Source organism: Arthrobacter sp. NPDC058127, assembly GCF_042884555.1.
Classification (GTDB): Bacteria; Actinomycetota; Actinomycetes; order Actinomycetales; family Micrococcaceae; genus Arthrobacter.
The window spans coordinates 340,574-366,895 of sequence record NZ_JBHVTT010000002.1; the positions used below are offsets into that span (position 1 = coordinate 340,574).

Annotated in this window: 23 protein-coding genes and 2 tRNA genes; 18 read left to right on the forward strand and 7 right to left on the reverse strand. The window is 64.6% G+C overall.

Going from position 1 to position 26,322, the window contains the following annotated elements; translation table 11 throughout:
* Positions 1–10 precede the first annotated feature (10 nt).
* Positions 11–1,183, reverse strand: coding sequence for an acyl-CoA dehydrogenase family protein (locus tag ACFVTG_RS04935; protein WP_390278611.1), 1,173 nt, complete (start codon positions 1,181–1,183; stop codon positions 11–13).
* A 92-nt stretch (positions 1,184–1,275) separates the two neighbouring features.
* Here ACFVTG_RS04935 and ACFVTG_RS04940 point away from each other — a divergent pair, with 92 nt between their 5' ends.
* From ACFVTG_RS04940 to ACFVTG_RS04975, 8 genes are all read left to right on the forward strand, one after another.
* Positions 1,276–2,760 (forward strand): ATP-binding protein, encoded by a 1,485-nt coding sequence (locus tag ACFVTG_RS04940; RefSeq protein WP_284753350.1) that lies wholly within the window; start codon positions 1,276–1,278, stop codon positions 2,758–2,760.
* Positions 2,757–3,431, forward strand: coding sequence for a response regulator (locus tag ACFVTG_RS04945; RefSeq protein ID WP_390278613.1), 675 nt, complete (start codon positions 2,757–2,759; stop codon positions 3,429–3,431). The genes ACFVTG_RS04940 and ACFVTG_RS04945 overlap by 4 nt, the downstream gene beginning before the upstream one ends.
* Positions 3,432–3,452: 21 nt before the next feature.
* Positions 3,453–4,115, forward strand: a complete 663-nt coding sequence (locus tag ACFVTG_RS04950) for an MOSC domain-containing protein (protein ID WP_284753351.1) — start codon at positions 3,453–3,455, stop codon at positions 4,113–4,115.
* A 426-nt stretch (positions 4,116–4,541) separates the two neighbouring features.
* Entirely contained in the window at positions 4,542–6,725 is a 2,184-nt protein-coding gene (locus tag ACFVTG_RS04955; RefSeq protein WP_284753352.1) for a DEAD/DEAH box helicase, read from the forward strand.
* 234 nt (positions 6,726–6,959) lie between these two features.
* Positions 6,960–7,343, forward strand: coding sequence for a LysM peptidoglycan-binding domain-containing protein (locus ACFVTG_RS04960; protein ID WP_390278616.1), 384 nt, complete (start codon positions 6,960–6,962; stop codon positions 7,341–7,343).
* 119 nt (positions 7,344–7,462) lie between these two features.
* Positions 7,463–7,534: transfer RNA gene (locus tag ACFVTG_RS04965), tRNA-Thr, on the forward strand.
* Between the two features lie 62 nt (positions 7,535–7,596).
* Positions 7,597–7,673, forward strand: a tRNA-Met gene (locus ACFVTG_RS04970).
* A gap of 391 nt (positions 7,674–8,064) precedes the next feature.
* Positions 8,065–8,271 carry a hypothetical protein gene (locus tag ACFVTG_RS04975; protein WP_390278618.1) on the forward strand — a complete coding sequence of 69 codons (207 nt, stop codon included), beginning with the start codon at positions 8,065–8,067 and terminating at the stop codon, positions 8,269–8,271.
* Positions 8,272–8,569: 298 nt separating this feature from the next.
* On the opposite strand, the gene ACFVTG_RS04980 is transcribed toward ACFVTG_RS04975, so the two are convergent.
* Positions 8,570–9,526 (reverse strand): LysM peptidoglycan-binding domain-containing protein, encoded by a 957-nt coding sequence (locus ACFVTG_RS04980; RefSeq protein WP_390278621.1) that lies wholly within the window; start codon positions 9,524–9,526, stop codon positions 8,570–8,572.
* Positions 9,527–10,064: 538 nt separating this feature from the next.
* On the opposite strand from ACFVTG_RS04980, the gene ACFVTG_RS04985 reads away from it, so the two are divergent.
* On the forward strand, positions 10,065–10,721 hold the full coding sequence (locus ACFVTG_RS04985; protein ID WP_284753356.1) for an NAD(P)H-binding protein: 657 nt from the start codon (positions 10,065–10,067) through the stop codon (positions 10,719–10,721).
* 174 nt (positions 10,722–10,895) lie between these two features.
* Complete coding sequence (locus ACFVTG_RS04990; protein ID WP_390278624.1) at positions 10,896–12,467, forward strand: Na+/H+ antiporter; 1,572 nt, start codon at positions 10,896–10,898, stop codon at positions 12,465–12,467.
* Between the two features lie 43 nt (positions 12,468–12,510).
* Here the strand turns inward: ACFVTG_RS04990 and ACFVTG_RS04995 are convergent, their stop codons facing one another.
* Positions 12,511–13,716 carry an ROK family transcriptional regulator gene (locus tag ACFVTG_RS04995; protein ID WP_390278626.1) on the reverse strand — a complete coding sequence of 402 codons (1,206 nt, stop codon included), beginning with the start codon at positions 13,714–13,716 and terminating at the stop codon, positions 12,511–12,513.
* Positions 13,717–13,824: 108 nt separating this feature from the next.
* Here ACFVTG_RS04995 and ACFVTG_RS05000 point away from each other — a divergent pair, with 108 nt between their 5' ends.
* Together ACFVTG_RS05000 and ACFVTG_RS05005 are read left to right on the forward strand one after the other, a co-directional pair.
* Positions 13,825–15,519: a glycoside hydrolase family 13 protein gene (locus ACFVTG_RS05000; RefSeq protein WP_390278628.1), complete on the forward strand. Its 1,695-nt coding sequence runs from the start codon at positions 13,825–13,827 to the stop codon at positions 15,517–15,519.
* 222 nt (positions 15,520–15,741) lie between these two features.
* On the forward strand, positions 15,742–16,707 hold the full coding sequence (locus ACFVTG_RS05005; RefSeq protein ID WP_390278630.1) for an aldo/keto reductase family oxidoreductase: 966 nt from the start codon (positions 15,742–15,744) through the stop codon (positions 16,705–16,707).
* Positions 16,708–16,815: 108 nt separating this feature from the next.
* Here ACFVTG_RS05005 and ACFVTG_RS05010 read toward each other — a convergent pair whose 3' ends face one another.
* Genes ACFVTG_RS05010 through ACFVTG_RS05025 form a run of 4 tightly spaced genes read right to left on the reverse strand, consistent with a single transcriptional unit; the run spans position 16,816 to position 20,672 of the window.
* Positions 16,816–17,736 carry a TauD/TfdA family dioxygenase gene (locus ACFVTG_RS05010; protein WP_284755029.1) on the reverse strand — a complete coding sequence of 307 codons (921 nt, stop codon included), beginning with the start codon at positions 17,734–17,736 and terminating at the stop codon, positions 16,816–16,818.
* A 46-nt stretch (positions 17,737–17,782) separates the two neighbouring features.
* Entirely contained in the window at positions 17,783–18,691 is a 909-nt protein-coding gene (locus ACFVTG_RS05015) for an ABC transporter permease (RefSeq protein ID WP_390278632.1), read from the reverse strand.
* Positions 18,691–19,623 carry an ABC transporter ATP-binding protein gene (locus ACFVTG_RS05020; RefSeq protein ID WP_390278635.1) on the reverse strand — a complete coding sequence of 311 codons (933 nt, stop codon included), beginning with the start codon at positions 19,621–19,623 and terminating at the stop codon, positions 18,691–18,693. Before ACFVTG_RS05020 ends, ACFVTG_RS05015 begins: the two co-directional genes overlap by 1 nt.
* Positions 19,624–19,625: 2 nt before the next feature.
* Positions 19,626–20,672 carry an ABC transporter substrate-binding protein gene (locus tag ACFVTG_RS05025; RefSeq protein WP_390278637.1) on the reverse strand — a complete coding sequence of 349 codons (1,047 nt, stop codon included), beginning with the start codon at positions 20,670–20,672 and terminating at the stop codon, positions 19,626–19,628.
* A gap of 432 nt (positions 20,673–21,104) precedes the next feature.
* On the opposite strand from ACFVTG_RS05025, the gene ACFVTG_RS05030 reads away from it, so the two are divergent.
* The 6 genes from ACFVTG_RS05030 (at position 21,105) to ACFVTG_RS05055 (ending at position 26,263) form a co-directional block, all read left to right on the forward strand.
* Complete coding sequence (locus ACFVTG_RS05030; RefSeq protein ID WP_284755033.1) at positions 21,105–21,968, forward strand: CoA ester lyase; 864 nt, start codon at positions 21,105–21,107, stop codon at positions 21,966–21,968.
* Positions 21,969–22,267: 299 nt separating this feature from the next.
* On the forward strand, positions 22,268–22,492 hold the full coding sequence (locus ACFVTG_RS05035) for a DUF3188 domain-containing protein (RefSeq protein WP_390278639.1): 225 nt from the start codon (positions 22,268–22,270) through the stop codon (positions 22,490–22,492).
* 17 nt (positions 22,493–22,509) lie between these two features.
* The gene (locus tag ACFVTG_RS05040; protein WP_390278641.1) at positions 22,510–24,009 is read left to right on the forward strand and encodes an FAD-dependent monooxygenase; all 1,500 of its coding nucleotides are present in this window, start codon (positions 22,510–22,512) and stop codon (positions 24,007–24,009) included.
* 45 nt (positions 24,010–24,054) lie between these two features.
* On the forward strand, positions 24,055–24,504 hold the full coding sequence (locus ACFVTG_RS05045; protein WP_059387332.1) for a MaoC family dehydratase N-terminal domain-containing protein: 450 nt from the start codon (positions 24,055–24,057) through the stop codon (positions 24,502–24,504).
* A gap of 2 nt (positions 24,505–24,506) precedes the next feature.
* Complete coding sequence (locus ACFVTG_RS05050; RefSeq protein ID WP_390278643.1) at positions 24,507–24,944, forward strand: MaoC family dehydratase; 438 nt, start codon at positions 24,507–24,509, stop codon at positions 24,942–24,944.
* 65 nt (positions 24,945–25,009) lie between these two features.
* Positions 25,010–26,263, forward strand: a complete 1,254-nt coding sequence (locus ACFVTG_RS05055) for an MFS transporter (protein WP_390278645.1) — start codon at positions 25,010–25,012, stop codon at positions 26,261–26,263.
* Positions 26,264–26,322 lie beyond the last annotated feature (59 nt).

Sequence of the window (26,322 nt, forward strand, 5' to 3'; positions counted from 1 at the left end):
GCCCAGGAAGCTATCGGAAAGCCGGGATGCCCGTGATGTGCTGGCCCAGGATCAGGGTGTGTACCTCGTCCGTCCCTTCATAGGTGCGCACGGATTCCAGGTTGTTGGCATGGCGCAAGGGCGGGTAGTCCAGCGTGATGCCGTTGCCACCCAGAATGGTACGGGCGTCGCGGGCGATCTCGATTGCCTCCCGCACATTGTTGAGCTTGCCCAGCGAGATCTGTTCCGGGCGCAGTTTGCCTGCATCCTTGAGCCGTCCAAGATGCAGCGCGAGCAGGGTTCCCTTCTCAATCTCCAGGAGCATGTTCACGAGCTTCTCCTGGGTCAGCTGGTAGCCGGCCAAGGGTTTGCCGAATTGCATGCGGCTTCCGGCATATTCGCGCGCCGCCTCGTAGGAGTCTCGGGCGGCGCCCATGGCACCCCAGACAATCCCGTAGCGTGCCTCGTTGAGGCAAGAGAACGGGCCGCGGAGGCCCAGTGCGCCCGGGAGGAGGGCCTCCGGACCCAGCCGGACGGCGTCGAACACTAGATTGCACTGGATCGAGGCACGCATGGAGAGCTTCGCGTCGATGGGAGTCACGGTGACTCCCGGGGTGCCAGCCGGAACCAGGAAGCCCCGGATGCCGTCGTCTGTGTTTGCCCACACCACCATGACGTCGGCGATCGAGGCCATCCCGATCCAACGCTTCGAACCGTTCAGGACCCAGCCTTCGCCGTCACGGCGGGCAAAGCTGGCCATCGACGACGGGTCCGAACCCGCCGTCGGCTCCGTCAAGGCAAAGCAGCCGACCAGTTCGCCGGCAGCCATGCGCGGGAGCCATTGTTCCTTCTGCTCTTCGCTGCCCCACTTGTGGATCGCCGTCATGGCCAGGGAACCTTGGACGGACACGAAGGTGCGGATGCCGGAATCGCCGGCCTCGAGTTCCATCGCGGCGAGGCCGTATTCGACGGCGGTGCGGCCCGGGCAGCCGTAGCCCTCCAGATGCATGCCAAGGACGCCGAGTTCGCCGAGTTCCGCCGGTAGTTCCCGCGGGAACACTGCGTCCTCGTACCAGCGGGCGATGTTCGGCCGGATCCGCTGGTCCGTAAAATCGCGTACCTTCTCGCGAAGCTCCAGTTCCTCGGAGCTCAAGAGGGAATCGAGGGCTAGGACATCGGAGGTATTCGTCGTTGAATGGCTCATGCCAGCATCCTAAGGCCGGACATGTTGCCCGCAGCGGCCTGAAGGAACAAGCGACGCAGGTAGCGGCACCTGCTCCGTGCCAGAATTGAGCCATGGCCGCGGCGGACGTGAACGCAATAGGACTGCCGCTACCGGCAGTCAAGGGGATTGGACGACGCCGAATTCTGGCGGGCCTGGTCCTGGCACTGCTGCTGCCCGTCGCCATCGAAGTCCTGGTATCGGTGCTGCAGTACCGGAACTTCGCCATGATCATGCTCTTCCAGTTGGCCGTCTCGGCAGCGGTTGCCGCAATCGGGGGTTTGTGGCCGGCTGTGGTGTCGGCCGTCCTGGGCAGCATGCTCTTGAACTACTTTTCGGCCGATCCGGTGGGCTCCCTGTCCATCGCGGATCCCGCCACGCTTTTCACCCTGGTCATCTTCCTCGCTGTGGCGTGCGGCGTGGCGCTCGCCGTCGGTTTGGCGACCCGACGGGCCCAGGAAGCCGCGCATTCCGGCGCCGAGGCAAAAGCCCTCAGCGAATTGGCCCTCCGTATCCTGAGCTCGGACGGCAGCCTCGAGTCTTTCCTGGACAAGATCCGTGTCAACCTCGGGATGGACGCAGTGACGCTGCTCTCCACGTTTGACTCTCCCGACGCCCCCGTCCCCGGCTGGCAGGTCCTTGCAAGCTCCGGGATTCAACCGCCGGTGACCCATGCGGCCGCCGACCATGCCGCCGTCGTCGATCGCAACTACACCCTCCTGCTCCGCGGCGGGCCCCTTTCCGAACAGCATCGCCGCATGCTCGCCGCGTTCGGTGCCTTCGTGGTGGCAGTGCGGGAGCGGCAGCAGTTGGTCAAGAGCAGGCGGGACAACGCGCGGTTGGCGGAAGGCAACAAAATGCGGACCTCCATCCTGCGCGCCGTCTCCCATGATCTCCGCACTCCTCTGGCGGGCATCAAGCTTGCCGTCAGCAGCCTGCGCCAGGAAGACGTGACCTTCGCCCCCGAAGACGAGCGCGAACTATTGGCCACCATCGAGGACTACGCGGACCGCTTGGATCACTTGGTGGATAACTTGCTGGACATGTCGCGTATCACCGCGGATGCCGTGAACCCGCTGTTGCGCGGACTGGGCTGGCACCAGATCCTGCCGGAGGCTTTGCGCGGCGTGCCGGAGGAGCGCATCCGCAACGAGCTGCCGGCCAACCTCCCGTATATAGAGGCCGACGCCGGGATGCTGGAACGCGTCGTCGCGAACCTCGTGGAGAACGCAGTGAAATACGCGCCCGATTCCGATGTTGTGCTCGTGGCGCGGACCGGTGCGGGTATCACGGTGGAAGGTCGGCCGGCGAGCGAACTGCGGGTGATGGACCATGGTTCGGGGATCGCACCCGCGGCCGTACTGGAGCTTTTCCAGCCTTTCCAACGACTCGATGATTCTCCATCCAGCCGGGACGGGCGCAGTGGAATCGGCCTGGGACTCGCTGTCGCCAAGGGATTCACCGAAGCCATGGGCGGTACGCTCATGGCTGAGGCGACGCCGGGAGGCGGGCTGACCATGGTGGTCACACTCCCTCTGTGGACAGGAGGGCGGCCATGAGCCTCGTGCTGATCGTGGAGGACGAAGCCCAGATCGCCCGGGCAATGCAGATCAACCTCCATGCCCACGGCTACCGCGCTATCAGCGTCGGCAACGGCGCAGACGCCCTCAAGGCGGCGGCCCAGCAGCCCGTGGACATCGTGGTGCTCGATCTCGGACTGCCGGACATGGATGGCGTGGATGTGATCAAGGGAATCCGCGGCTGGAGCAGCATGCCGATTATCGTGTTGTCCGCCCGGCACGGTTCGGAAGACAAAGTAGAGGCCCTCGACGCCGGAGCGGACGACTACGTGACCAAGCCTTTCGGCTTGGACGAACTCCTGGCCAGGCTCCGTGCAGCCTCGCGGCGGGCAGCGCCCCGGCATGAAGCGCCGACGCTCCAGACCGCCGACTTCCTGGTTGACTTGGCCGGAAAGAAGATCACCAAAGAAGGCGCGGAAGTGCGGCTGACGCCCACGGAATGGAACATCCTGGAATTGCTGGTGCGCAACGCCGGACGGCTGGTCAGCCAGCAGCAGATCCTCACCCAGGTCTGGGGACAGGCCTACGCCAAGGAGACCCAGTACCTGCGTGTCTATATTGCCCAGCTCCGGCGCAAGCTCGAACGCGACCCCGCACAGCCGCGCCACCTTCACACCGAGGCCGGCATGGGATATCGCTTCGATCCGTAGCTGCGTACGTAGACTGTAGTCATGGATACCGCATCGTTGCTTGCTGTTTGCCGGGTACACGAGCTCCTGCCCGATCCCGAAGGGTCGGTAGGAGTGACGGCCATTGACAAGCGCCCCGTTGACGGGCCGGTGAAGGTCCACAAGCTCGGAATCCACGGAGACATCCAGGCTAGCCGGATCCACCACGGCGGCGAGGACCAAGCGCTCTACGCGTACTCCCAGGCCGATGCCGATTTCTGGGCGAATGAACTCCAGCGGGACATGCCCGCCGGGATCTTCGGGGAGAACCTCCGCGTTGCCGGCATCGAGACCAGCGGCGCCGTGATCGGAGAACGGTGGAAGATCGGCCTGGACGTCGAAGTCGAAGTCACATCCCCGCGCGTGCCGTGCGCAACGTTCCAGCGCCGGATGAATGAACCACAGTGGGTCAAGCGCTTCACGGAAGCAGGGCGGGTCGGCACCTACCTGCGCGTGGTGAAGACCGGCTCCATTTCGGCCGGTGACTACATCCACAAACTGTTTGTGCCGAAACACGGCATTACGGTGGGGCAGTGGTTCAGCAACCCCAACCTCGATGACATGCAATTGCTGCTCGACGCCGAGGCGGACGGAGAAGTTCTCCTGCAGTCCGACTACCACGACACCTTCGAAAAGCTCATGCGCCGCAACGGGGTGGACGCCTGAAGGCCGCCTTCGAACGGCCGTCCTGGTGGCGGTCTTGAGGGCGCTCAGGGCGCGTTTGTGCGCAAGCTCACCGCCGCCGTCGACAGTAATGTCGCGAGGGGACTAATCTGTGCCCTACAATTGAAATATCCCCCACTCCGGAAATCCCTTTTTCCTGCCCAATTCTTGAGGCAGGACTGGTCAGTGTTGGGGCCCGCAAATGTGTGTGGGCAGTTTCATAGGGAGAGCCGGGCGAAGAAAACGCTGTACAGACTGCTGAGATAGCAGCCAAGAGATGCAGCGGGAAGTCCTGCCATGGGATTGCGACAGCGCCGGACTTCTTGCGAGCACCAGAGCCTCCTGGTTCTTCTGCCCGCAACGTGTACTGCGGCCAAGCCCAACCGGGCCGCGCCGACTGGCCCCCTATGGATGAGGAAACTTTCCCCTATGCCCGAAAACCTGAACGACCCTTTCGCCGCCGAGTCTGCCGAAGCAGCAGAGACCGCCGTCGAGGTCGCCGAAACCGCACCCGCCGCTGAGTTCATCGAGGCTGCGGCGCCCGCCGAGGTTCCTGCCTCTGTTGAGGCACCCGCTGAGACTTCCGTTGAGGCCCCGGCCCCGGCTGCGGCTCAGGCCGAATCACCCGTCGAAGACGAGGAAGAGGGCATCCGCTTCGTCGACCTCGGAATCGACCCCCGCGTCCTTGCGGCCCTGCAGGACGTCGGCTACGAGAAGCCGTCTCCCATCCAGGCAGCAACCATTCCGCTGTTGCTCGAAGGCCGCGACGTCGTAGGCCTGGCCCAGACCGGTACCGGTAAGACTGCAGCATTCGCAGTACCGGCACTGTCCCGCCTGGCCGAACTCCACGACCTCAACGGCCCGTCCCGCAAGACCCAGGCCCTGGTTCTTGCTCCGACCCGCGAGCTTGCACTCCAGGTTGCCGAGGCCTTCACCTCGTACGCCAAGCACATCGATGACTTCACGGTCCTCCCCGTTTACGGTGGCTCCGCCTACGGCCCGCAGCTTGCTGGCCTGCGCCGCGGTGCACAGGTTGTTGTCGGTACCCCGGGCCGCGTCATCGACCACATCTCCAAGGGATCCCTGGACCTGTCCGAGCTGCAGTACCTCGTCCTGGACGAAGCCGACGAGATGCTCCGCATGGGCTTCGCCGAGGACGTTGAGCAGATTTTCCAGCAGACCCCGGAAGACCGCCAGGTTGCGCTGTTCTCTGCCACGATGCCGGGCCAGATCCGCCGCATGTCCAAGCAGTACCTCAACAACCCTGCCGAGATCTCGGTCAAGTCCAAGACCACCACCGGCGCCAACACCCGCCAGCGGTACCTGCAGGTCATGGGCCCGCACAAGCTCGACGCGCTGACCCGCATCCTCGAGGTGGAAGAGTTCGACGGCGTTATCGCCTTCGTGCGCACCAAGATGGCAACCGAGGACCTCGCTGACAAGCTGAAGTCCCGCGGCTTCCAGGCTGCCGCCATCAACGGTGACATTCCGCAGCAGCAGCGCGAACGGACTGTCGACGCGCTGAAGGAAGGCCGCATCGACATCCTGGTCGCCACCGACGTCGCGGCCCGTGGCCTTGACGTTGAGCGCATCAGCCACGTGGTCAACTACGACATCCCGCACGACACCGAGTCCTACGTCCACCGCATCGGCCGTACCGGCCGTGCAGGCCGCAGCGGCGACGCCATCCTCTTCATGACGCCGCGGGAGAAGTACCTGCTGCGTTCGATCGAGAAGGCCACCCGCCAGCCGGTTGAGCAGATGCACCTGCCCACCGCCGAGACGGTCAACACCTTGCGCTTGGGCAAGTTCGCGGACAAGATCACGGAGACCCTCGAGTCCGAGGATGTTGCAGCGTTCCGTGACTTGATCTCCTCCTACGAAGAAGAGCACAACGTTCCGGCTTCGGAGATCGCAGCTGCACTGGCAGTCATGGCACAGGGCGGCCAGCCGCTCCTGGTCAAGGAACTGCCGGCCGCACCGGAATTCCAGAAGCGCGAGCGCTCCAAGGACGGCTTCGGTTCCCGTGGCCCGACCCGCGCCCTGACCGAGGGCAACGCCACCTACCGGATCGCCGTCGGACGCCGTCAGCGCGTCATGCCGGGTTCGATCGTTGGCGCCATTGCCAACGAAGGCGGCATCTCCTCGGCACAGATCGGCGGCATCGACATCCGCTCGGACCACTCCCTGGTGGAGCTCCCGGCGGACCTGAGCCCCGAGCAACTGCGTGCCCTTTCCCGCACCCGGATCGGCGGCGAGCTGATTCACCTTGAGCTGGACAACGGTCGCAAGCCGGCCTCTGACCGCGGCGGCGAGCGTGGCGGTTACTCCGGTGGCAGCCGCGGCGGGGATCGCGGTGGCTACTCCGGTGGAGACCGTGGCGGAAACTTCAAGGGCAACGGTGGCTTCAAAAAGGAGTTCCGTAAGACGGAAGGCGACCGTGGCGGTTACTCCGGTGGCGAGCGTTCTTCCGCTGACCGCGGCGGCCGTTCCTACAGCGAGCGCAGCAGTGCCGGTACCGGGACGGGCAGCTACGGCGACCGCGGCGCTCGCAAGCCGCGCACTGGCGGCGACGCAGGCAACCGCGATTTCAACCGCAAGGGCAAGTGGTAAACAGGACTAGTTCCTGGGATTCTCGTCAGAGGCCGGCTTTCGAGCCGGCCTCTGGCTGTTTAACGGTGACCCGGGTCTAACGCCGGCCCACCTTCGGAGCACGCTCGGCTGTACCGTTTTCCCCATGTTTGCCGGCCCGGAGGTTCAAGAATGACCGACCCGCCGTGTCGTAAACGCTTTCCCAGACCAAACATGGGGAGGACGATGCAGGCACGGCTGTGGAAAGCTAGGTTCATGGGATTCCTCGATGGGTTGAAGAAGAACCTCGGCTTCGACAAGGCCGGGCAGAAGGCGGCTGAACGGGCTTCGGAGACCCCGCAGGAGGCCGTTGAAGCGTCAACGGGGGAGACGGTCCAAAGGTCCGGGCCGGAGCCTTCAGCGGAAGCGGGAGCTCTCGCAGCGTCTGGCCCCGCAGCGTCTGGCCCCGTAGCCTCCGACGCCGGTGCTGCCGCCGCCAGCGCAGGGCAGGTCACCGAAGTCGTCGTGGAGGCAGACGATACCCTGAGCGGCATCGCCATGCAGTTCGGCGTGGACTTGGATGCCCTGATCGCCGTGAACACAGATACCGTACCCAACCCGGACCACATCTACCCGGGCCAAGTACTCCGTCTGCCCTAGTTTCAGCCCCTTTTTGGATCAAGGATCGGGTGCGGGTGCAAATTGTGTCGGCGCGGTTTTTCCCTGTCCCGCAGCCGATTTGTTGCCTGAGAAATCGTCCGGTAGAGTATTTACTCGTTGCCCCCCTAGCTCAGTGGTAGAGCGCGTTCTTGGTAAGAACGAGGTCACCGGATCGATTCCGGTGGGGGGCTCTGAATGAGGGCCTGTGTCAAGGCGGTTTTTGACCGGCTTGACGCAGGTTTTTCTCATTCGTGGCGGTGTAGCTCAGTTGGTTAGAGCGCACGACTCATAATCGTGAGGTCGGGAGATCGAGCCTCCCCACCGCTACCAAGAAAATCCCCGCTACGGCGGGGATTTTTTCGTTTCCGGGAATGGCCGCGGCGATCCGGATGCCGATCGAAGAAGCCGCCCTTCCGCCGGCAAGCCAAGTCTTCCCCTGGTCCTGATCGCCACCCGCAAGCCTGCTGTGCACTTTCCGTAAAGATTTCGTAAAGATCCTCCCGAAAAGCTGAGAGCGCCCGCGAGCTGCCGATAGTTTTTAGAGGCGCCGCCACTTGGGTGTCCCCCAATCCTCGGGTGGCGGCGCTTCTCGGAGTCTTAAGCGAATCTTGATCTTTTCTTGGTGTTTCCTTGAGGTTCACCCTGTATCGGGACCGTTTCGTCTGCGGGCTATCTCCAGTTACGATCAGGTGGTTGTCCGGACCGAAAGGCATCCCTGCTCGTGGATTTTGGCCGCTATCTCTTTGACCTTGTGGTCTTCGTTGGCATCACCGTTGTGCTGATGTGTTCATTCCACCTGCTCGTGCTGTGGCACAAGAAGCGGAAGTACACGAAGTTGTTGCGCCCCGAGCTGTCACAACCGAGCCGCGATGCCGGTGCGCCTGTCCAGAAGGGCCAGGTCCGGGACGCGTTTGCGATCAACCGGTGACTGTCACCGGCGTCCAAAGGCCATGACCATGGCTACTATCGCGGCGACGACCAGCACCGTCGCAACCCAGATCCATTGTTGTCCGTCCAAGTTCGCCCCGTTCTCAGGTCTTGATCCAGTCTCCCAAAGTCGAGGTTATTGGGCGAGGCCTGGTGGGGAGCCCGGTGGCCTCCCGTCCTGACCTTCTTTGAAAAGCGATGCCGTGCAACACGCCGGCGACACGCCGCGGGGGAGGCCTCCTCGGATTCAAAGAGGGTCGGGATGGACGTGCCCACAAGCCTCGCCGCCGGGACCGGCCTTAGTTCAGTGCGATCACCAGCATCTGGTTGGTGCCCGGGATGCACGTCTGCAGTATCGCCCGTGGAAAGCCGCCGAAGACCGCTGCGACGTTGTTGGTGGTCCCGCCTTGGGGCACCTGGCCGCGTGCTGTCACGGTGTACGTGCCGTAACCGGGGATGCTTACCGTCTCGCCGACGCCGATGCCCGAGAACCGTGCCCATCCACCGCAGAAATCATGTTCGGTAATGAACAGCGAGTAGGCGTCCGTGGGGGTGAAGTGGATCGGGCCGATGCAACTGTCCACAGCGGCCTGGCCGCCTGAACCCGCAACGTAGATTGTCCGCACCGCCGAAGCCGGGGCGGGAGCAGGCGCAGGAGCCGGGGCTGGTGCGGGAGCCGGGGGGTCTGCCGGGGCTGCGGGTGCGGCAACAGGCGGTCCTGTCAGCTTCAGCACCTGGCCGGGCACGATGACGGAATATGCGCTGAGCCCGTTGGCTGCCAGCATTGCGTTGACGTCGACGCCGAACCTGGCGGCTATCGATCCAACAGTGTCGCCGCTGACCACCGTGTAGGCGTTGGTGTCAGGCGCAGGAGCCGGAGCGGGTGGAGCTGCGACTGCGGCCGGCGCCGCAGCGGGCGCTGGCGGGACGACGGCGGCCGGTGGCTGTGCCTGTGCTGGCGCATGCGTGGCTGACGGGGCGGGACTTTCAACCGGCGTCGGACTGGCAGCGGCCGGCGAAGGTGCGGAGATCCCGGCTCCCGAGCCGACGCGCGGGGCGATTGCGGTGCTCGTCCCTGCCGGCGCGAGCACTTGTGCGTAGTTGTGCATCGTCACCGCCGAAACGGCGACCATGGCCACAATTGCCCAGGTGGCTATTGATGCCTTGTACCTGGTGAGTGTCCTTCCCCCCGCGGAGATCAGGGCGAAGACGCTGCCTCCACCGATCCCGCTGTGCCTGTACTCCTGCTGATACATGTCAGATCCCCGTAATTCATCGTTCTGGGACCGGTCGGTTGGCTGGTCCTGGAAGTGATACGCAGGCGCAGGGGATGGCGCGTGTTGAGACCCTTTTGCTTAAATGCGCAGCACTGAGGAAGGCCTCAATTCCGCCCATTTCGGATAAAATCCTTCACCGGGTTGAAACCCGGCTATTTGGATAAATCCATCAATGAGATTTATGAACGAGGCATTCCTTTTCCTGCTGCAGGTGATTTGAGTGTAGAAATATGGAAATCACTCCACACGAGTGGGTGCCACTTGCTTTTGTTTCCAGCCGTCCGCCAAACACTCGCACGTCTCCTTCGCTGGCGGGAGGGTGCCCGCAGAACCGGGACCGCCAGCCCGCGGGCGGGAACATGATTGTCCATAAACTAAGCCTGCTTAGTAATTACAAGTCATATTTATCCGAAGAATTGCCGAATTCGCCAACGCGTTCCGGAAATGCTGAGGGATTACTTTTCGAAATGTATCCACCGTCGTGGGGAGGGCTTGACCACTGCGACAGAATGGGTCCATGAGTCGAATCGCAATCATCGGCGGCCACGGCAAGGTGGCCTTGCAACTGTCCCGCATTCTGAGCAACGAGGGCCACGCGGTCACTTCGTTCATCCGCAATCCGGAACACGCGCCCGACGTCACAGTGACGGGCGCGGCCCCAGTAGTACTCGACGTCGAGAATTCGACGACGGCGGAGATCGCCTCTGCGCTCGACGGCCACAACGCTGTGGTGTGGTCCGCCGGCGCAGGCGGAGGCAATCCGCAACGTACGTATGCCGTGGACAGGGACGCTGCCATCCGCTCGATGGATGCAGCGGCGCAAACGGGCGTTGCCCGCTATGTGATGGTGTCCTACTTCGGTGCCGGACCCAGCCACGGCGTTCCCGAAGGCAACAGCTTCTACGCCTACGCGGAAGCCAAAGCCGCGGCGGACGAGTACCTGCGTGCAACCGATCTCGACTGGACGATTCTCGGCCCGGGCGCACTGACCAGCAATCCGGGGTCTGCGCTCATTGAGGTAAGCCCCGCGGACCCGGGTACCGGGACGGAAACTTCGCGGGCCAATGTTGCCTTGGTGGCTGCCGCCGTCCTGGAACTGCCCGAGACTATCCGCCGCACCATCGAGTTCAGGGACGGGTCGGTGCCTGTGGTGGAGGCCCTCACGGCGTCATAGCTGCATCAAACCGGGCCGGGGCCGCGCCCGGCCGGGATATGTTGGTAGGGCTAGTCCCGGCGGTATATGCCCGGGACGCTGCCGCTACTAGTCCCCACCGCCACCCTCGCCTCGCGAGCTCGGCCAGGGAACCCTGGCGGCGTGGGCCCACGGGAGTATGGGGAATTCGGGAACATGGACCAGTTGGCACTCATTGTTGGATTGCTGCTTGCAACGGTCTTGGCCGTGGGTTTGGGGGATCGCTTGCGGCTCCCGTACCCGGTGCTGATGCTGTTGCTGGCTGCGGCGATGACCTTCATCCCGGGGTTCCCGGACTTTGAGCTCGCGCCTGAACTGATCCTGCCGATCTTCCTCCCGCCGTTGCTCTTTGCGACCGCCCAGAAGAGTTCCTGGGCGGTGTTCCGGGTCCGGTGGCGGACGCTTGTGCTCATGGCTGTAGCGCTCGTTGTGGTCTCAACGGCGGCCGTTGCCGGAGCCGCGTGGCTCATGATTCCAGGAATCGGCATTCCGGCGGCAATTGCACTGGGTGCCATGGTGGCTCCGCCGGACCCCGTGGCGGTTGAATCCGTCGCGGGCCGCGTCCACATGCCCCGCAGGCTCATCACTGTGCTGCAGAGCGAAGGCTTGTTCAACGATGCCGCCGCGATCGTGATCTTCCAGGCCGCGGTGGCGGCCACGGTCGCCGGCACCAAGCTGGGCGCAGGCGTCGTGCTCCAATTCGTCATCGGCGCGGCCCTCGCCGTCATTGTCGGCATCGCGATGGGCTGGTTGACAAGGCTGATCACCAAGCTCGTCACCTCCATGGTGGCCCGAAGTGCCGTGACCCTGGTGATTCCCTTCGCTGCATACATCCTGGCCGAAGAACTGCACGCTTCGGGGGTGATCGCCGTCGTCGTCACCGCGCTTGAGACACAGCGGCACGCGCGGTCCCAGGACGCCGCCGAGCGCGTGACCCGCACGGCCTTCTGGGACGTGGTGGAACTCCTCGCCACGGGCCTGGCGTTCGGGTTGGTGGGGCTGGAGATCCGGCATGTGATCCGGGACGAAGGTGCAGCCATTTTTGGCATGATCGGCACGGCGGCGGTGGTCTGCGTGCTGGTATTTGTTGTCCGCTTCGCTTGGCTCGGGCTTTTGGCGATCTCGGCCCGCAAGCGGAAGAACCTGCTGCAGCCGACCTCTCCCAAGGAAGTCCTGATCCTGACCTGGTGCGGCATGCGCGGCCTCGCGACTCTCGCACTCGCCTTGGCCCTTCCGCTTACTATTGCGGACGGCAGCGACTTCCCTGCCCGGCACGAGATCCTGGTCACCGCCTGCGCCGTACTGCTCGCCACCCTGGTGCTGCCGGGGCTGACCCTTCCCTGGCTCATGCGCGTGCTCAAGGCATCCGAAGACGGCTCGCACGAAAAGGACGCTGCGCGGCTCTTGGCCAAGCGTGCCCAGACCGCCGCTATCTCCGCGCTCAAGGAACACGATCTGATGAAGGAGTTGCCGGCGGACAAGGTGGCCCTCGTCAAGGAAAAGATGACCCGCCTGCATGCCGAGCTGCTTGACGGGACCTTGAAGAACGAGTCGGACGCCGAAAAGCGCCAGCGCGGCCGGGAGTTGGCGATCGCGGTCCAGACCATCGCCCTCGACGCCGCCCGCCAGGAAGTGGTCGCTGCGCGGAGCGAGCCTGGCACTGATCCTGAGGTCGCCGACCGGGTCCTGCGCCAGTTGGACCTCCGCACGATGGCGATGCCGGAATAGCCGCCGGCACCGGTAGGAACCGGCCGGACGAGACACCGAAGGCCTAGGCGCGCCGCAACACCAGATCCAAGGAGTTCTTCTCCACGTGGTCCAGTGCGTGGCGCACCGCGCCGATGCCCACAATCGCATCGCCCAGCGGTGACGCTGCCAGCCGCGGGGGAGTGGCGGTGTAGGCAGCCAGCTTCCGCGCGGTCGGCTCAAGGAGGGCCGACGCCGAATCTGCCACCGCCCCGCCGATCACCACAAGCTCCGGGTTGAGCAGGATGGCCAACGTGGAGACCACCCGGGCCAGCCGGTCCGAAAGCCGGTCCAGGATACCCAGCGCCACCTTGTCACCCTGGGCAGCAGCGGCGAAGACGTGTTGCGCGGAGACCTCGCGGCCCGGCGCCGCCGCCGTGCGCAGCGTCGTTTTCGACTCTCCCGCCAGGGCCTCCGCTGCCCACAACCTGGCGAGCGCGGCGAGGCCGTCGGGAGAGCCCACACCTTCCACCATGTCCAGGTAGGCCATTTCGCCCGCGCCCCCGGCAGCGCCGTGCAGCAGCCTGCCGGATTCCACCAGGCCCGCACCGAAACGCTCACCGGCCAGGAGTACGGCTAGGTCCTGGACGCCGCCGCCGGCGCCGCGCCAACATTCGCCCAACGCCGCCAAGTTGGCATCGTTCTCCAGCATTACCGCCCATCCGTGCAGATCGTGCAGGGCCTTCTTCAGCCCGACGTCGAACAGGCTCCAAAACGGCTGGCTGACGAGGATGTTTCCGTCGCGGCCCACCGGGGCGGCAAGCCCGGTCGTCACCGCAAGGACTTTGTCCGGTACCACTCCGGCAGCATCGAGGGCGAGCAGCGCGGTTTGGCTGATAACACGGATCCGTTCCTCCGCTTCGATCTCCCTGCCGCGGAATGGCTCGCTGGCCCGTCCAATGGTTGAACCGCGCAGATCGGCCACCACCACGGTGGTCTTGAGGACGCCGACGTCGATCCCCAAGACGCAGCCGGCGCTTTCGTCGAGCTCGAAGCGCCGGGCGGGACGGCCCTTCTGGTACGTGCCGAAGTCGCGCTGGTTTTCCAGTTCGCGGATCCAGCCCCGGGCCATGAGGTCTTCGCACACCGAAATGGTGGTGGCACGGGTCAGTCCAGTGGCTTCCATCAGCTCCGAGACGGTCACTGCGTCGGAGGAACGGATGACTGCGAGCACGCTGGCCGCATTGACCCGGCGCAGCATCTGTGGAGTGGCAGTCGCGATTTCGGGCATCCCTGTTGACCTCCTGTAGGTATGCGTCACATAATACTTGAGGTACTAAATTTAGATTCTAAATAAAAGTCCCATCCATCGAAGCGTCGACACAGAACAGGATTCCCTTTGTCCTCCACCGCCACCATGGCAACTCACACCGACTCCGAGCGCATGGCCGATCCCAACTGGTGGCGCCAAGCGGCTGTCTACCAGATCTACCCGCGCAGCTTCTCCGATGCGAACGGCGACGGACTGGGCGACATCAAGGGCATTACCGCCAAGGTTCCGTACTTGAAGTCCCTCGGCATTGACGCCGTCTGGTTGAGCCCGTTCTACCCCTCGGCCCTTGCTGACGGTGGCTACGACGTCGATGACTACCGCAACGTGGACCCCAAACTGGGCACCCTTGCAGACTTCGATGAGATGGCGGCTGCCCTGCACGCTGCAGGCATCAAGTTGATCGCGGACATTGTCCCGAACCACTCCTCGGACCGGCACGAATGGTTCAAGGAGGCGCTGGCTTCCCCGAAGGGCTCGGCTGCCCGTGAACGCTACATCTTCCGCGACGGCCTGGGCGAGAACGGCGAACTGCCCCCGGCCGACTGGGACTCGATCTTCGGTGGCCCGGCCTGGGAGCGGATCACCGAACCGGACGGCACCCCCGGGCAGTGGTACATGCACATCTTCACCAAGGAGCAGCCGGACTTCAACTGGGACAACCCCGAGGTCCGCGAAGACTTCCTGAAGACCCTGCGCTTCTGGTCCGATCGCGGCGTGGACGGCTTCCGCATCGACGTCGCCCATGCCCTCACGAAGGACCTGCCGGAGGTTCTGCCCTCCAAGACCGAGTTGCCCAAGGAAGGCGAAAACGCTTTGGGCGCGCACCCGTTCTGGGACCGCGACGAGGTGCACGAGATCTACGCCGAGTGGCGCAAGGTCTTCAACGAGTACAACCCGCCCCGGACGGCCGTCGCCGAAGCCTGGGTCCACGCGGACCGCCGCGCCCGCTACGCCAGCCCCGAAGGACTGGGCCAGGCCTTCAACTTCGACCTCCTCCAGGCCGATTTCGACGCCGGGCAGTTCCGCACGATCATCACCAAGAACCTCGGCGAGGCTGCGGCCTCCGGTGCTTCGTCCACGTGGGTCTTCTCCAACCACGACGTCGTTCGGCACGCCACCCGCTACGGCTTGCCCGCGGGCGGCGGCCGGGACGGCTTGGGCCAGGACGGCAAGCAATGGCTGCTCGACGGCGGTTCGGCCGCCGACGTCGACGCCGAGCTCGGCTTGGGCCGTGCCCGCGCCGCGTCGCTGCTGATGTTCGCCCTGCCCGGTTCTGCATACCTGTACCAAGGCGAAGAACTTGGCCTGCAGGAAGTCGGCGACATCGTGGACGGCCAGCGCCAGGACCCGGCGTTCTTCCGCAACCCGGGAGTCGACGTCGGCCGTGACGGTTGCCGTGTCCCGCTGCCGTGGACCAGCGAAGGTTCGTCGTTCGGCTTCGGCGATGGACATGCCCACTTGCCGCAGCCTGAATGGTTCGCGGGCTACGCAGTGGAGGCACAGGACAACGTTCCCGGTTCCACTCTGGAGCTGTACCGCAAGGCCCTGGAACTGCGCTCGGAACTGCGGGCGGCCGAGGATCTTGAGTGGATCCCCTCCAGCAACGAGTCGGTGCTGCACTTCGCGCGGCCCAACGGCTGGCAATCGGTGACGAACTTCGGCACCGAGCCGGTGGCACTTCCGGAAGGCACCGTCGTCGTGAGCAGCGCACCGCTCGACGGCGGCAAGCTCCCGGCGAACACGACGGCCTGGATCGTCTAGGCCCCTCCCCCTGCCCTACCCCTGACCCAACTGGTCCCCACCGCCTCCCTCGCCTCGCAAGTCCCCACCGGCTCCCAGCCTTCGCAAGCTCAGGCAGGGACCCTCGCCGGTGGGGGCCCACGGCCAGGGAACCCTGGCGGCGTGGGCCCACGCAGTTAATGTCGTTTTGAAGGCCGTAAACGACAACAACTGCGGGCCAGTTTCATGTGAAAGAGTTGGAAAATGACAGCAAAGAGTGAAACAGCCGCGGGCCGGCTCATCTATGGATGCATGGGCCTCGGAGGCCCGTGGGAGGGCAGCGAATACGGGGCTGTGGAGATCGAACAGGCCGCGGCTGCGATCGAGGCCGCCATGGGTATCGGCGTTACCTTGTTCGACCACGCCGACATCTACCGCAACGGCAAGTCCGAGGCTGTGTTCGGCGAAGTCCTCGCCGGGACGCCAGAGCTGCGGGAAAAGATCCAGCTCCAGACCAAGTGCGGAATCCGGCTCGGCCAGCCCGGAGTCGACGGACACTACGACCTCAGCAAGGACGCCATCCTGGACCGGGTCAATGGAAGCCTGGAACGGCTGAAGACCGACTACGTCGACGTGCTGCTGCTCCACCGCCCCGACCCCCTGATGGAACCCGCCGAGGTGGCGACCGCCGTCGGGCAGCTCATGGCGGAAGGCAAGGTGCGGCAATTGGGCGTGTCCAACATGTCCGGCGCGCAGATCGCCTTCCTGCAGGACCAGCTGGAGGTGCCGATCGTGGCCAACCAGCTGGAGATGAGCCTGCACCGCCGGGCTTGGCTTGAGAGCACTGTGCTGGTCAACCATGACGATGCCCTCGGCTACAGCTTCCCGCACGGCACCTTGGAACACTGCGTCAGCCAGGGGATTGAGTTGCAGGCCTACGGCTCCCTCGCGCAGGGCCGGTACACGGGCTCGACGCCGGATGCACCCACTGCCGCGGACACTGCGACTGCCGCTCTGGTCGCACAGCTCGCGGAAGCAAAAGGTGTCACTCCCGAGGCCGTGTTGTTGGGGTGGCTCATGAAGCATCCCGCGCGTATTTCCCCGGTGCTCGGCAGTTCCAACCCCGCGCGGATCGCTGCCTGCGCGGATGCGGCCGCCATTGCCGCAGCCATGACGCGGGCCGAGTGGTATGGCCTGTGGGTGGCTGCGCGGGGCAGCAAGCTCCCCTAAGGCGCGTTAAGCCCAACTGACTCGCAGTTGTTGTCGTTTTGAGGGCTCAGAACGACATTAACTGCGAGTCAGTTGGGCTAAGGCAGCTACAGCAACACATGCGTGCTACTACAGCGGCGCGACAACTGAATAGGTGCTTGAATCACCCTGGATCGATTGGCTCGGCTTGCCGTCCACGCCCACCGGGATGTCGCCGGCGATAGTTACTCGGTTGAGCTTGCGCGGCTGGCCGTCGTAGTTGTCCGGGGCGTAGTGCTGGGTGATGCGGTTGTCGAAGAGCACCAACTGGTTCGGCTCCCAGTTCACGCGCACCACGTTTTCCGGTCGGGTGACATAGGCCTGCAGCAAACGGATGATGTCCTTCGACTCGGTGTTGGACAGCCCCACGATCCGAAGGCGCTGCGCGAAGCCCCCAATGAACAATCCGCGCTCGCCGGTCAGGGGATGGACACGCACCACGGGGTGGGCGGTTTCGAACTTGATGCGGGTGAATTCCTTGCGCCGCTCGTCGGCGTTCTCATGTTCCAGGTTCTTCGGCACCGAGTAGTCGTAGTCGTTGGTGTGGATCGCCCAGAGCGTGTCCGCGAAGTTCCGGAGCTCGTCCGGCAAGTCTGCGTACGCTCCCGCCGAAGAAGCAATCAGGGTTTCGCCTCCATAGGACGGCAGATCGATGCTGCGCAGGGTGGAAGCCTGCGGCGGGTTGACCACGAACGTGACGTCGGTGTGCCAATTGTTGGCGGAACCGTTCTCGCTGTCCACGGGCAGGACGTTCTCTTCGCCCTCCACGGAGGCCACGGTCGGGTGCGCAGTGGTGAGCGGGCCGAAATGGCTGGCGAATTTCACCTGGGCCTCGTCGCTGAGAATGTTGGCCTCCCTGAAAACGAGGGCCTTGTGTTCGTTGAGCGCGGCCCGGATCTGCCCCACGGTTTCCGCGGAGAGATCGCCGCTGAGGTCGAAGCCGCGGATTTCGGCGCCGATCCTGGATCCGAGCTTGGCGAATTCGAGTTTGGTTTCGGTAATGATGGACATTTTTGTTCCTTTTCTGTTGTGACTTACTGGATGGATGGATTGACGGTCAGGACCCGGACCCGACGGCGGTCCGCCAGCGGGAGAAATGCCGCTCCAAGGCGACGAGGAGGAAATTCACGGCCAAGCCCAGAAGGGACACCGTGAGGATGCCGGCGTACATGTCCGGGATGAGGAAACTGCTCTGGGCATTCACGATCAAATAACCGAGCCCCGCCTTCGCACCCACCATCTCCGCGGCGATCAACACCAGGATGGACGCTGTGCCGGCCATGCGGATTCCCGTGAAGATGGTGGGCACCGCGGAAGGCAGGATCACTTTGCGGAACAGCGAAAGGCTCGAGAGGCCGAGCGACTTCGCGGCCCGGATGAGCAGCGGGTCCACCGTCTTCACACCGGCGATCGTGTTGAGCAGGACCGGAAAGAACGCCGCGTAGGCCACGATGCTGATCTTGGACTCCTCTCCGATCCCGAGCAGCAGCGTGAAGACAGGCAGCAGGGCAAGCGCGGCTGTGTTGCGGAACAGTTCCAGGAGCGGGTTCAGCACCGAATTGAGCCGTTGGTACCACGCGATTAGCAATCCGAGGGTTACGCCAGCTACGAGGGCCGCGCCGAATCCCGACACCGAACGGGTGAGGCTCGCGGCCAAATTTGCCTGGATGGTGCCGGATTCGAACAGCTTCCCCCACGCTGCCAGGACCACGTGCAAAGGCGGCAGGAATACCCGGGTTGAGGGGCTGGCCAGATAGGTCGGCCCGAGTTCCCAAAGAGCCAGGAAGGCGATGATCCCTGCGGCCTTCCACAGGCCGGAACCGGCGCGGGCGGCTGCTGTCCGCACGAAGGCGAGTGTCGCCGTCGTGCTCCGACGCCCCGTCTCGACGGGACTGGAGTGCCCGACGGCGGGAGCTGGCTTGGGCGCGGCGCTCGCCGCGGTCTGTTGCGCGAGTGTTGTGGTCATCAGGCTGCGCTCCTTTCGAGAGTTGCCCCCGGGACTTCATCCGGGGCGGTGCCGTCCGGCAGGATCTTGCGGTGCCCGGCGTCCTGGGCCAGGCGGACTTCGTCGTGCAGCAAGGTCCAGACCTTGTGCCGTTGTTCGACGAAGGCGGGGTGCGAACGGATGTCGTCCTCGCCGTCGCGGTCCGGGATGTCCACGTCCACGATTTCCTTGAGGCGACCCGGGCGCGCGCTCAAGACGGCGACGCGCTGCCCCAGGTACACGGCCTCGTCGATCCCGTGCGTGATGAACACGATCGTCTTGCCCGTCGCCCGCCAGATCCGCAGGAGTTCGTCCTGGAGTTGTTCACGCGTCTGGGCGTCCAATGCGGCGAAGGGTTCGTCCATGAGGAGCACATCGGGCTCGTAGGCGAGGCTCCGGGCAATGGCCACTCGCTGTTTCATGCCGCCCGAAAGCTCATGCGGGAAACGGTCCTCGAAGCCAGCCAAGCCCACCAGTTTGAGGTATTCGCTTGCCTTGGCGGCGCGTTCGCGGCGGTTGAGCTTGCGCCCGTCGGTGCCCCTGCCTTCGAGCCCGATCGACACGTTGGCCGATGCCGTGCGCCAGGGGAAGAGCGCGTACTGCTGGAAAACCACGGCACGGTCCTTTCCAGGTCCCGTCACTGGCTGGCCGTCCACCAATACCTCGCCGGAGGTGGGCGTGGACAGGCCAGCCAGGAGGTCCAGCAAGGTGGTCTTGCCGGAACCGCTGGGCCCCACCAAGGTGAGGAACTCGCCGTCGCGCACGTCGAGGTTCAAGGAGTCAAGGGCGGTCAGTGTGGTGGGCTCTTTCGGGCCTGGCTGGGATGCCTGGAAGCGCCTGGCGCCCTTGGAGGCCTTGCCGGGGCGGACGGTGAATTGCTTGGTGACATTGCGGAGGCTGATTTTGGCGGTCATCACTATCCCTTCGCGGTGCTTGGGGTTGGGGTGCTTGATGCGAGATCGTTGAATTTGTTCGTGTAGTACTTCGACGGTGTGAGATCGCTCTTGACGATCCCCGAGTTCTTCAGCCACGCGGACCAGCGGGTGAAGTCCTCGTCCTTGATCACGCCGTTGTCGGGGACGCCGGGGCTCTTCCAGTACTGCAGGTTCGCGGTGCTCTCATTGCGTCCGCGGGCGTCGATGATCTTCTTGAAGCGGGCGATCACCTGGTCGCGCGGCGTCTCGGTCTCCCACTTGATGGCCTTGGCCACGCCGGTAGCGAAGATCCGGGCCGTGTTGGGGTTCTTTTCGATAAAGTCATTGCGGAGCACGTATTGTCCACCGGCAAAGGTGCCGAAGAGTTCATAGTCGTTGAAGAGCGAGCGCAGTCCACCGGTCGCAACGGCATGGTCCTGCAGGACCCCGCCCAGGCTTCCGACATCCACCTGGCCCCGGCGCACGGCTTCTTCGGTGTCGTTGGGCGCGAGCACTACCAGCTGTACTTGCTTGATTTCGTCCTGGCTGAGGCCGTTCTTGCTGAGGTACGTGTTGATGACGGCTTCGGAATGGGCCCCCAGGGTGTTGACTGCGATCTTCTTGCCGATGAGGTCTCTCGCGGTTTTGATGGGGCTGTCCGCCTTGACGTAGAAGCCGTTGAAAGTCTTGGCGTCTTCGCCGTAGTAATTCACGACGGCGGTCACCGGAGCCCCTGCCTCAATCAGCTTCACGACTGCCCCGGCGAACGCACCGCCGAAGTCGGTCTGGTTGGTGGCCGCCGACTGGATGTCCTGGGGGCCGCTGGTGGTGTTGCCTACCCAGTTGAGTTTGATGTCACCCAGGTAACCGAGGTCCGCCGCCAGTTCCGGGAGGCCGACGTTGTTGGCCGAGCCTTGGTAGCGGAGTTCCTTGACCTCCGGTTGACCGGCTGGCTGGTCTCCCGCTTGGGCATTGCCGCCGCAGCCGGTCACCGTCAGCGCAAGTACGACGGCGGCCGCGACGCCTAGCAGGGGCTGGTGCAGTTTCATGGGAGCTACTTTCTGGGGGTGTGGAATTCGTTGGTCCGGCTCTGTTCCGGGGTAGACCGAACTGCCGTGGGAACGATGTAAGCGCATGTCCACTGGTCAGGGGAAGCCCGGCAGTAACCCCCGGAAATGCCGGGAAACCGGGGGAAATCCGGCGAAATCCCAGCGCAACTCCGGGCAATGCAAGGACACAATTCGCTCCGTGTCGCAGGGTTTCGCCCGGCGTCGCTGGGTTGAGTTGGGTTGCGCTCTGGGCTCCCCAAAGCGCGCGAAACCCAACTGACTCGCAGTTGTTGTCGTTTTGACGGCTCATAACGGCAACTACTGCGAGTTAGTTGCTGTGGGGTCCCTGTCACAATCGTTTTGTTCGTATTGATGCTCACACCGGCGCCGGATTCTTAGCGTTCCTGGCGGCTGGGCGGATACGGTAGATACATGACGTCTAGCACCGCCGCCGAGTCGATTCGGTCCACCCGCAGAATTCCCGCAGACATTGCCCGCTCCTGGCTCCTCGTGAACGCCATGAAGACGGAACTTTTCGACCAGTCGGCCTCATCGCGCGCGGACGCCATCATCCTTGACATCGAAGACGCCGTGGACCCGTCCCAGAAGGACATCGCCCGCGACAACGTCATCAACTGGCTGACCGCTGGTGGCCAGGCCTGGGTCCGCATCAACGATGCAACAAGCCCGTTCTGGGCCGATGACCTCGCCGGTCTTCGTGGCACGCAGGGCCTGTTGGGCGTCATGCTGGCCAAGACTGAGTCCGCTGACCAGGTCACCGAATCGTTCCACCGCATGGACGGCAAGACCCCGGTGGTCGCACTCGTGGAGTCGGCCCTCGGCATCGAGGAAGCCAACCACATTGCCCGCGCCCAGGGCGCCTTCCGCCTGGCCTTCGGCTCGGGCGACTTCCGCCGGGACACCGGCATGGCCGCTACCCCTGAAGCGATGGCCTACCCGCGTGCCAAGCTTGTCGTCGCCAGCCGCGTGGGCAACCTGCCGGGCCCCATCGACGGCCCAACCGTCGGCACCAACCACCCGATCCTGCGCGAGCAGACCGGCATCACGGTGACCATGGGAATGACAGGCAAGCTCTGCCTGGCCATTGACCAGACCACAGTCATCAACGAGGTCATCAGCCCCACGCCGTCCGACGTCGCCTGGGCCACCGACTTCATGAACGACTTCGAAGCCAACGGCAGGGTCATCCGCGACGGCTCCGATCTCCCGCGCCTCGGCCGCGCCGAAAAGATCATGAAGCTCGCGGTGGCCTTCGGGGTCCAGCCCTCCCTCTAAGGGCACCCACCGACGCTCGCTCACATATGTCCGGCTTTTTCAGGACGCTCGCTCACATATGTCCGGCTTTCTCCGATACCCTCCTGCAGATGATCTGAGCGAGCGTCGGCCTGCAACCGTTGATAGGTGAGCGAGCGTTGGCCCGCAACCGTTGATAGGTGAGCGAGCGTTGGTGGATTGGCCGTGATAGGTGAGCGAGGGTCCGTTGGAGGCCGGTCCTGAACCGACGCTCGCTCACTTTTGTCGGGTTTCCGGCCCTGCAGGACTCGCCGTTCTGACAAGTGTCCTAAACTTGGGTGGTGCTGAACGAATTCTGGGCCACGGCCTCTATCCCCTACAAGACGCTGGTTTTCAGCGCGATGGGGCTTATCGCCGTCGGGATCATCCTGACGATCATCGGCAACACCTCCCATAACCAGGGCCTAGCGGTGACGTCCTTGTTCGTGATCGGGCTCGGTCTGGTCCTGCATGTCGTGGGCATGGTGGTCCGCGGACAGCAGGTCCGCAAGGGCTTGAAGAAGTAGCCTGCAGGAGCATGGCGATGACCAAGCATGCAGTGGTGATCGCCGGTGGAGGTCCCACAGGGCTGATGTTGGCGGGCGAGCTGGCGTTGGCGGGCGTCGACGTCGCGATTGTCGAACGGCGCGCAAACCAGGATCTCGCCGGTTCACGCGCGGGCGGTTTGCACTCACGCACGATCGAGGTCCTGGATCAGCGCGGAATCGCTGACAGGTTCCTGTCCGAGGGGCAGGTGGCCCAGGTCGCCGGGTTCGGCGGCGTCCGTTTCGACATCAGCGACTTTCCCACCCGGCACAACTACGGGCTTGGTCTGTGGCAGAACCACATCGAGCGCATCCTGGCCGGCTGGGTCGCCGAGCTGGCCGTGCCCATCTATTACGGACGCGAGGTGACCGGTTTCGCGCAGGACGAGACCGGCGTCGACGTCGAGCTGTCCGACGGTGAGGCGATGCGCGCGGAGTACCTCGTCGGGTGCGACGGCGGCCGCAGCCTGATCCGTAAAGCAGCCGGCATCGGGTTCCCCGGGTGGGATCCGACCATCAGCGCCTTGATCGCCCAGGTCGAAATGTCCGAGCAGCCGCCATTGGGCGTCCACCCCAATGCCTTTGGCATCCATTCCTTCGGCAAGCTGGAATACAAGATCATCGACGGCAAGGTGGTTTACGCGGATGGCGGGCCAGTGGGGGTCATGGTGACCGAAGAGCACGTCGGACCCGCGACCGAACCCACCCTCCAAGACCTGAGCGCGGCGCTCATCGCCGTATGCGGGACGGATTACGGGATCCACAGTCCCATCTGGATCTCCAGGTTCACCGATATGACCCGGCAGGCCGCAAGCTACCGGGACGGACGGATCCTGCTCGCCGGCGACGCCGCACATGTGCATGCCCCCGACGGCGGACAGGGCCTCAACACCGGTGTGCAGGATGCCGTGAACCTGGGATGGAAGCTAGCCCAGGTGGTCAAGGGGACATCGCCGGAAAGCCTCCTCGACAGCTACCACGCCGAGCGCCACCCGGTGGCTGCCCGCGTGCTGCGAAACACGATGGCGAGTGTCGCGCTTCGCCGCCCGGACGAACGCACGAAGGCCGTGGGCGAGGTCATGGCCGAGCTCCTCGGCATGGAGGAACCGCGCAAGACCTTCGCCGCGATGCAATCCGGCCTCGATGTACATTACGACGCCGGCGAGGGGCACCCGCTGCTCGGACGCCGCATGCCCGATCTCGACCTCGTCACTCCGGACGGCCCGTTGCGCGTCTTCAGCTTGCTGCACGATGCCCGGCCGGTGCTCCTCAACCTCGGCGAACCCGGCAGCATCGATATCACACCGTGGGCGGACCGCGTTCAATTGATCGAAGCGACATACCTTGGTGCCTGGAAGCTTCCGGCACTCGGCGAGGTCACGCCTCCGGCCGCCGTGTTGATCCGGCCCGACGGATACGTGGCCTGGGTGGGAGAACGGACCCAAGCGGGCCTTGTCGATGCGCTCAACACATGGTTCGGACCGCCTGCCGCGCGGTAGCTGTCCGGCTCTTCTTACCGGCTCCCGGGCCGATAGGGTTGGACCATGACTATTAACCCGGACTTGCAGGGCCGCAGCTACCCTGCCGCAGAGGTGTACGACGTCGGCCGCGAAAAGATCCGGGAGTTCGCCCGGGCCGTGAAGGCCACCCATCCCGCCCACTTCGACGTCGAAGCCGCCAAGGCCCTTGGCCACAGCGACCTCGTCGCCCCGCCGACCTTCGCAATCATCGTCGCCCAGCGGGCCGATGCCCAGCTGATCGAGGACCCCGATTCAGGGATTGACTTCAGCCGCGTGGTGCACGCCGACCAGCGCTTCACCCACCACCGCCCGATCATTGCCGGGGATCAGTTGCGGGCCGAACTGCACGTCGACGGCGTCCGCGCCATGGGCGGCGGGGCCATGATCACGACGCGTTCGGAAATCACAACGGTGGACGGCGAACGGGTCTCCACCACCACCTCGTCCATCCTGGTCCGCGGAGAGGGACAGTAACCATGAGCTTGAAACTTGAAGAACTCACCGTCGGGCAGGAAATCGGCACCCGCAGCATCGAGGTCACGCGCCAGGACCTGGTCAAGTACGCCGGCGCGTCCGGCGACTTCAACCCGATCCACTGGAACGAATCCTTCGCCACCGGCGTCGAACTTCCCGGAGTCATCGCCCACGGTATGTTCACCATGGGCTCCGCCGTGCAACTGGTGAGCGACTGGGTCGGCGACCCCGCCGCCGTCGTCGACTACCAGACGCGCTTTACCAAACCGGTGCTGGTCGCCGATACCACCGGTAGCAGCGAGCCTGGTGCCGTGATCGAGGTCGCCGGAGTGGTGGGAGCGCTCGACGCCGAAGCCGGCACCGCGCGCATCGACCTGACCGTCACCTTCGCCGGCCAGAAGGTCCTCATGAAGTCCCAGGCCGTTGTGAAGCTCGCTTGAGCCGGCTGCAACAATCTGCACCTCGCGCCACCGCGGCGGAATTGTCGCGGTGGCGTACTGCTGTGGTGACCGCGTACGGCGCCAGTGGCCTGGCCTTCTCGTCGTGGGTGTCCCGCTTGCCGGCGATCCGCGATGGCCTGAACCTGACGCCCGGCACGGTAGGCCTCCTGCTGATGTGCATGACGGTGGCATCGTTCCTCTCCGTGTCCGCATCCGGGGTGATCGTGATCCGGCTCGGATCACGACTGACCACGCGGATCGGCGGCGCCATGGTGGGCCTCGGCCTGGCGGTCGCCGGTTTTGGCACGTCCGTGCTGGCAAACCCGGTGGTCGTGGCCCTTGGACTCATGGTGATCGGCCTCGGCACGGCCAGCTGGAACACGGCGTCCAATGTAGAGGGAGCGTCACTGGAACGCGCCCTTGAACGGCACATCATGCCCCGCCTCCACGGATCCTTCAGCCTCGGCACCGTTGCGGGCGCAGGGCTTGGCGCTTGGGCCGCTGCCGCCGGACTGCCGGTCTTCTGGCATCTGGCAGCGGCCGGCCTGGTGGTCGCCATCTCGGTGGTGACAGCGGCCGCCTGGTTCCGTGCGGATATCACCCGCCATTCCGCTGCAGGAGGTACCGCAAAGGCCTTCAAGCCCGAAAAGCCGGACACCTTCGAAGATCCTTCAACCGGCCCCTTGCCCGTCATCCAGCCCGGCCAGCAGGGACCGGCCGAACCCTTGGACAGCAAGCGCATGGTGGCCCGCGCGTGGCGCGAACGCCGGACCCTCCTGCTTGGATTGCTCGTCCTGGGGCTCGCCCTGGCTGAGGGCGCGGCGGGTGACTGGGTGGCCTTGGCGTTGGCCGATGGCCACGGTCAATCCGACGCTGCCGGAGCCATCGGTTATGGAATCTTCGTGACCTTCATGACTGTGGGCCGCTTTGCCGGGACCGTGGTCCTGGATCGCTTCGGGCGGGTGCCCGTGATGCGTTGGTGCTCGGCCACGGCTGTGGTGGGGTTGGCACTCTTTGTCTTCGCTCCGGTGCCGTGGCTCGCCTTCGCGGCCCTGGCCATCTGGGGCCTGGGTGCCTCTTTGGGGTTCCCGGTTGGAATGTCCGCTGCCGCGGACGATCCAGCACACGCAGCGGCCCGAGTATCGGTCGTCTCCACGATCGGCTATGGGGCTTTCCTTTGTGGTCCGCCGCTCTTGGGGTTGCTGGCTGAGCACTTCGGCATCCTGCACTCCTTGCTCGCCGTCCTGGTCCTGCTCGTCGCGAGCTTCTTCCTGGCGCCCGTCTCGCGGAAGCGCGCGCCTGAATCCGCGCATCCCTGAACCCGCGCACCTGAATCCGCGAATCCCTGAGTCGGCCATGGCAGGCAATCCCCGCTAGG